The sequence below is a fragment of the Peptoniphilus sp. oral taxon 386 str. F0131 genome, assembly GCF_000090945.1.
Classification (GTDB): Bacteria; Bacillota; Clostridia; order Tissierellales; family Peptoniphilaceae; genus Anaerosphaera; species Anaerosphaera mikwangii.
The window spans coordinates 1,382,203-1,386,244 of the sequence record NZ_GL349422.1; the positions used below are offsets into that span (position 1 = coordinate 1,382,203).

The 4,042-nt window shown below is 29.6% G+C and carries 5 protein-coding genes and 1 pseudogene; all 6 read right to left on the reverse strand.

From position 1 onward, the window contains the following. Positions 1-384 precede the first annotated feature (384 nt). On the reverse strand, positions 385-762 hold the full coding sequence (locus HMPREF0629_RS06575) for a nuclear transport factor 2 family protein (protein ID WP_255263837.1): 378 nt from the start codon (positions 760-762) through the stop codon (positions 385-387). A gap of 186 nt (positions 763-948) precedes the next feature. Further along, the gene (locus tag HMPREF0629_RS06580) at positions 949-1,953 is read right to left on the reverse strand and encodes a hypothetical protein (RefSeq protein WP_009222551.1); all 1,005 of its coding nucleotides are present in this window, start codon (positions 1,951-1,953) and stop codon (positions 949-951) included. 219 nt (positions 1,954-2,172) lie between these two features. After that, positions 2,173-2,487, reverse strand: coding sequence for a TfoX/Sxy family protein (locus tag HMPREF0629_RS06585; RefSeq protein ID WP_009222552.1), 315 nt, complete (start codon positions 2,485-2,487; stop codon positions 2,173-2,175). Positions 2,488-2,551: 64 nt separating this feature from the next. Beyond that, positions 2,552-2,980 carry a VOC family protein gene (locus HMPREF0629_RS06590; RefSeq protein ID WP_009222553.1) on the reverse strand — a complete coding sequence of 143 codons (429 nt, stop codon included), beginning with the start codon at positions 2,978-2,980 and terminating at the stop codon, positions 2,552-2,554. Positions 2,981-3,006: 26 nt separating this feature from the next. After that, positions 3,007-3,624 (reverse strand): DNA alkylation repair protein, encoded by a 618-nt coding sequence (locus HMPREF0629_RS06595; RefSeq protein ID WP_009222554.1) that lies wholly within the window; start codon positions 3,622-3,624, stop codon positions 3,007-3,009. Between the two features lie 36 nt (positions 3,625-3,660). Further along, positions 3,661-3,939, reverse strand: a pseudogene (locus tag HMPREF0629_RS08155) (CD1845 family protein); the annotation flags it as partial. Between the last annotated feature and the right edge of the window lie 103 nt (positions 3,940-4,042).

A 4,042-nucleotide genomic window follows, 5' to 3' on the forward strand; every position in this document is an offset into this window, starting at 1 on the left:
AGAACAACATAACGATATACAAAAGTGCCGTTCATATACCAAGCAAGAATTTCAGAAAAGCTGTCAAAATTCGTAAGATAAGGCGAATCGGAAATAAGATAATTTTTAATATCCATTGCATACACTACCTCTTTTTCTCTTCGGCTTATGTGCTGCTTGCAACCATTATTTTAGTAGATATTGGCTTTAAACAACACATAAAACACCAGTTTCTTCAGTTTTTAACTTTGGTAGAAGCTTCAAAACCTTTGATTTTACTGAACTATTTACCTCTGTCATTATTATGACACGAAACCCACAAGTCAAATCATATAGCAATATCAATGATTATAGATATTTATTTTCTCTTGATTCAGAAGGATTGTTGGTCCATTAAACTAAATTTTAATAAATAAGCTTTCCTATTTTCATTTTTATACGCCATTCTGGTGCCAATCCATCACCTGCCCAATACTCATCCATTTTAATAATTAAATCATTCTCTATTCTGATAAAACTTACCACATGAAACGATAAGCTTTTATCTTTAGAATATACTTGAGATGCTAAAATAATAGTATTATTGATCCTCTCAATGAGTTCTATCTTCCCATCCCAATCACCTGGATATTCACAATTGACTTTAATATATTCATCAACAGTAAATATTTCATTGGTACAATGCCATCTTATAGTGGCATCTTCATGGAAGTATTCCTTCAGTTTTATCTTACTTTGTGAAACTATATAATTAAAAAATGTTACTATATTCAAATAAATCACATCCACAAATTCTAATTTATTTCCTCTCTAATTTCCTCTGTCTTAGATTATAACCTTCATCAGTAATTTTTAATAACAATTGCTAATTGCTGTCTTTTATTAATTTAATTTTTCAACTATATTTTAACATATATCCAAAAATCAATTTCAAACGGTAAAATATATTTATCGACAATATGAAAAGAATTATCTTTTAATTTTTTCTTCATAAAACGTTCTGAGCCTATAAAGTTCACTAATAATATTACCCTTTAGTTGTCTTTCTGTATGAAAATATTCCAATAACTCATCTACTTCATTTTTATTTCGGCATAAATACAACTTATTTAGTACTTTAGTATTATCATATGAGTCTTTGAAAGTGCTTCTAATATAGATTAATTCAAGATTTGTTGTTTTTAAATACTTTTCTAGATAAAATAGTGATTCATCAATCTTTGTTAACTTAAATAAACACATAAAAATTTGTCCATTTTTACGATTATTATCAGATATTTTAAGAGCACATTCATGTGCTTTTTTATAATACCCTAGTTCATAAAATATCCTGGATTTTTCAAAATTGAAGTCATTAACAAATCCATTCAAATCTTTATCTAAATACTTAAATTTAAAGATTATTTTATTCAAATCAAAATAATAGTTATTAATAATTTTAAAATTATTAGACATATAACTAATTGTCGGATCTGCCGGGAAAAATACTTTATCCCCCGATTTACTTCCTGCTTGGTCTAAGTAAGAATAGGATGTAATAGTTACTTTTATTTTTTTTAATAATAATATCTCACTTGAAGACATAAATCTATGATAAAAACTTAAATCTTCTATTCCTTTACAAATATTATTTGATAAACGTTCAAGCTCATCACCAATAGGAATCATGTTGTCTTTGTTTTCATCATACAAATATGATTCATTTAAACATTTATTTTGTAACATCAAACGATATTCAGATTCATCTACAACATTTGCCTTAATTTTTACTTGATCTACAGAAGGTCTCATACCTCGATTATCATATGCCATTTGAAGAAAAAATAGAATATTAGTAGAAATATTGCAAATATCATATTCAATAATCGGCCTCATTTTTTTATATTTAATTACTTCAGGAAACTTTGTAAAAAATAACCAAAAGATAAGAGAAGCTATTAAAGATGTTACTATTGAAATAATAATCGTCTGCATATAAAAATCCTCGCTTTACTTTACATATTATCAGTATAGATAACATTTCTATAATCACTACTAGTTAATGTCATAACAGTAATCCTTAATTATTATTGATGCTAACTGAATTATGAGTCAAAATACAATCATATAATCTTATATATGCACCAATGATTATATATTTATTTTTCTTGATTTATGTGTTTTTTTATTCCTGCAAACTGAGATTTTTCTTTCTCATCTGTCTTTCTTAGGTTTCTTTTCTGGCAGTTCCGCATACATACCTTTCAGTAGTTCAGTAATCAAATCCATATCCTCAAATCTTTCGAATGCATACATCAATGTCTTTGAACCCTCATACGGATAACGCAATTCTGAGTCTGCAAGAAGTTTGTCCGATGTCGGCGTTCTCTTTAAAAATAGTTCATTATCGCAAATGTCACCTATCAGCTTCCCGTTAAAATATATAAGGTATCCGCCCATCATGGATCTTATGACAATATCACCTGCTGCGGAAAAAATCTCACGAACAAATTCATTAAATTCATTCACTATGATTACCTCCTTCAAAATCAAATATTCCTTACTTTATGGCATACTCTTTCCCTATTTATCCTCAAAATTTCAGCAATCCATTTTCATCAAATTGAAAATTTGGTCCCCATGAAACTTCCCAATAGTATCCATCTAAATCCGAAAAATATGCGTGATATCCACCCCAAAAAACTTCCTGTGGCTCTTTTACAATTTTTCCACCTGCTTTTCTTACGAATTCAATTACAGTATCTACATCTTCTTTATGTTCAACATTATAAGCTAATGTAATTCCTGAAAAGCCATTTCCTTTTGGTGGATTATTTTCATCAATATCTTTCGCTAATTGTTCCAAAGGAAATAATTCAAACTTTGTTTCCTGAGTATCAAAAAAGCATACTGGCGGATTATTTTCTCTGCAATCAGTCTTATAGCCTAAGCCATCTCTATAAAACTTGATTGACCTTTCCATATCTTTAACGCCTAAACAAATACAAGTAATCTTGTTCATCGTTACCTCCTATGAATTCTTATTTGTCATACAATCAATTTACTTGCCAACTTGTAAACTTGTTTTATCTCTTTACTTTCTAATTTCCAGCTATCAAGCTCAATTTTAATCAACTCCGGGAATTTCTTACTAATATCCCTTAAAGCATTTCCAACTGATTTTCTCACATATTCGCTTGCATCTTCTTTTAAGTTGGCAATCCTTTCAATAGCTTCATTCGGATTTTCCTTGAAATATGGTCTACTTGTCCATATTCTTAGTCCCTCCGTAACAGCTCTCCTTGTATCAGGATTATTGTTTTTTAACCATTCATCAATTATTGGAAGTGCTTTTTCATATCCTTTTTTCTTGCAGAATTCATCAAATGCCTTTGCCAATACTTCCTGAACTCTCCAATTATCATCTTTGGAAACTTCATCTCTCATAAATGCTAAAATATCATCTTGTTCTGATAAATATCCGAAAAGAAATACACCGTACATTCTTACTTGATAGGTACCAGATTTATATGCTAAAAATGCCAAATTCTTAGCATATTCTTTATCATTGGATTTATAATCAGTTAAGGCTCTTTTCTCTTCCTCTTTGAAACCATTTTCTATCAAAGAAAATTCCTTTTCTAAACTCGCAATATATTCTTTCAAGTAGCCTCGCCTCCTCACAAAATATCTATTTGTCTGCACCACTTTAATCTTCTCATTTATCAATTCAATAAATGCTATCACTGTCGCTCCTATCATCGTAAGCCCATAAGAACTAAATAGGAAACCAATAACCAGGCCCGATATACCTATTCCGACTTCTCCTTGAATGAAAGAAGCTAATGCTCCAAATATGCAGAACAACATAACGATATACAAAAGTGCCGTTCATATACCAAGCAAGAATTTCAGAAAAGCTGTCAAAATTCGTAAGATAAGGCGAATCGGAAATAAGATAATTTTTAATATCCATTGCATACACTACCTCTTTTTCTCTTCGGCTTATGTGCTGCTTGCAACCATTATTTTAGTAGATATTGGCTTTAAACAACACATAAAACACCAATTTCTTCAGTTTTTT

What these genes read in the sequence shown, in the direction of transcription:
- HMPREF0629_RS06580 (WP_009222551.1), bottom strand. Translation starts at nt 1,953, where the DNA reads ATGCAGACGATTATTATTTCAATAGTAACATCTTTAATAGCTTCTCTT.
- HMPREF0629_RS06590 (WP_009222553.1), bottom strand. Translation starts at nt 2,980, where the DNA reads ATGAACAAGATTACTTGTATTTGTTTAGGCGTTAAAGATATGGAAAGG.